The sequence below is a fragment of the Oscillibacter valericigenes genome (assembly GCF_021531435.1).
GTDB classification, from domain to species: Bacteria; Bacillota; Clostridia; order Oscillospirales; family Oscillospiraceae; genus Oscillibacter; species Oscillibacter valericigenes_B.
The window spans coordinates 1-2,769 of sequence record NZ_JAFBIS010000055.1 but is presented as its reverse complement, the minus strand read 5'-3'; the positions used below and the strand labels follow the sequence as shown (position 1 = coordinate 2,769).

Annotated in this window: 2 protein-coding genes; both read right to left on the bottom strand. The window is 54.0% G+C overall.

The features are described 5' to 3' along the window. Nucleotides 1–338: 338 nt before the first annotated feature. Entirely contained in the window at nt 339–1,085 is a 747-nt protein-coding gene (istB, locus tag JQM68_RS13470) for an IS21-like element helper ATPase IstB (protein WP_235223535.1), read from the bottom strand. Next, on the bottom strand, nt 1,079–2,617 hold the full coding sequence (gene istA / locus JQM68_RS13465; RefSeq protein ID WP_235223534.1) for an IS21 family transposase: 1,539 nt from the start codon (nt 2,615–2,617) through the stop codon (nt 1,079–1,081). Before istA ends, istB begins: the two co-directional genes overlap by 7 nt. Nucleotides 2,618–2,769: the final 152 nt, after the last annotated feature.

The window sequence follows — 2,769 nt, the reverse complement described above, 5'->3', positions numbered from 1 at the left end:
TGCGTACGCCGCCTCGCCAGATCACCTCGACCGGCGAAATTGAGCAGTCGTTCCGCTGAAATTGAGCAATGGCACCGCCCGGATTGAGCAGTGCCACCGCTCGGATTGAATATTGACAGACTATGCTGTACTTGGTATCATAAATTTGCTTTTAGCCATATCGGAGGATAGTGCAACGCTGAGGAGCGACATGAGCGCCGTATATGGGGTTTGGCAGGAGAGTGATGTCGTCAGCATCGCTCTCTTTTTTGTTGCACCATCCCAATCACTCTCCTGGAAAACCGGAATGCGTAAAACCTCGGGTCCGGGCAGAGCCCGGTGAGCCGCAGGCTCTTACATCAGGTTTCCTGTAAGCCCTTCCGTTTCCGCATGGACTCCTTGCCGCCAATGACAATGGTGTAGGCGTCATGGACAATGCGGTCACAGATTGCGTCTGCCAGAATCGGATCGGAGAGCTTCTCTGCCCAGCCCGGAATGTCAAACTGGGAACACAGGATCGTAGAAGCCCTCTTGTACCTGGCCTCCATAATCTCCAGAAGATCTCTGGCCTCCGTCTCCTTCAGCGGGTAGAGAAGCCATTCGTCAATAATCAGGAGCGAGTACTTCTTGTATTGGGTCAGAAGCTTTCGGATGCTTCCGTCGCCTCTGGCAATGTGAAACTCCACCAGCAGATCCGGCAGACGGATGTACTTGACTGTCAGGAACTGTCGGACTGCCGCCATTCCCAGCGCACATGCCAGATAGGTCTTGCCGCTCCCTGTCGCTCCCAGCAGGATGATGTTGTGGCGCTCCTGAATGTAATTGCAGGTGCCAAACCGCAGCAATTCCTCCCGCTTCAGATTTCTGTCTGGAAGATATTCCACATTTTCCAGACAGGCGCCGGGGTCGGAGAAGGCGGCCTGGCGGATCAGTTTTTGCAGATGGTTATTTTTGCGGGCATTCCATTCCGCATCCACCAACAGCCCCAGCCTGTCCTCAAAGGCCATGTTCCGGAATTGAGGGTCTGACATCTGGTCTTTCAAGGCACTCGCCATGACGCTCAGGCGCATTTCCCGCAGCTTTGTAATCGTTGTTTCTGTCAGCATTCCTTCTTCCCCCTGTCATAATAGTCAGCACCACGGGTGAAACCGTATTGGGAGGAAGACGTGGGCTCCGGCTCCGTGGGGAGTTTGTCCTGCCCGGAGGCAAGAATGGCCTGGATATTTTTCAGAGAGGGTCTTGGCGTATATTCCAATGCCCGCTTGCAGGCACCTTCCAGGCGCTGTGCAGAATATTTGTCACCCAGCTTCAGCAGTCCCAAACAGGATTTATACCCCTGCTGCTCCACCTTGTAACTACTCAGAATGGCACGGACAGCACATTCCGTGCTGCTGCCAATCTTTCCGGCCCAGCGGATAAACCTTTCCCCGTTCCACTGCACATATTTCTGGTGGTCAGGCGGCATGTGCTCCTGAATGGTGCTGTACTGGTTGAATTTGCCGTACAGCCTGGGATGGGAACAAATCCGGCTCCCATTATAGAATACCTCCACGGTGGCTCTGGTCAAACGCACATCCACCTTCTGGCGGATATACTCAAAGGGAACCGAGTAGTTCATCCGTTCCACGGAAATATGGTAGTTGGGGCCAACGGTTGCCTTTTTCCAGGTGGCAAGCTCGAATGGATAGGGCGGCAAAGGCCGCAGAAACGGCTTTTCCTCCGCAAAGAGACTGGCTCTGCTGCCGTTTTTCTTTTGGAAGGGCTTGTTGTTGAACGCTTCAAGGCGCTCCCAAATTGCTTCATTCAGCTCCGGCAAGGACAGGAACTGCCGATTCCGCAGAGCTGCAAGGATGAAGGTGGAGATGATCCCTACGGTTCCTTCCACAGCCGCTTTATCCTTTGGTGCTCTGACTCTGGCAGGGACAATGGCAGTGGCATAATGCTCAGCCAGCTCCTGGTAGGATTTGTTCAGAACCACCTCATCTTTTCCGTGCTTTTCCACACCGGTTTTCAGGTTGTCACATTGAATCATCCGCGTGACGCCGCCAAAATACCGGTAGGCGTTGACATGGGCTGCAGTCCAGCACTCCTGGTTCATGGAGAAGAAGGCCTCTACATAACTGTAGCCACTGTAAGGCAGGGTCGCAACGAACACATAAGCCGGGATGACTTCGCCGGTATCTGTGTCAATGACGGAAGCAGTATCACCCGCCCAGTCCACCTGCATGATCTCTCCGGGCTTGTGGTTCAGATGCATCGTGGCATTGGTCTTGTTGAGATAGTCGCTATAATACTTGTTGAATTGCGTGGACTGGTACGGAATTTCGCCGGACGCTTTGCACTGGTCGCAGTATTCCAGCCACAGCAGATTCAACGTCACACCGCTTTTCTGCATTTCCCGGTACACATAGGCGTAATCCGGCATCTTGTATACCGGCTTGCCTGGAGCGCTGGGAAACAGCAGATCTGCCAGCTGCCTGTCGGACATTTCATCCGGCAGCGGCCACTGCAAGCCGCAGTTGCCTGCACGCTGCAGCGTTGCGGCCACGGTGTTGCGGGCACAGTGTAAACTGGCCGCAATCTCGGTTTTGTTGAGCCCAAGGCTATGCAGTCTGAGGATCTCACGGTAATTGGTCATAATGGTTGACCTCCTTGTAGAATTTGCACCCTGGAGGGTACATATCTACATTTTACCGTGTTGCTCAACGGCTGCGGCGACCGTGCTCAATTCCGCCGGTGACGGTGCTCAATTTGCCCGGTCGAGGTGCTCAATCTCGGGCGGAATACTCA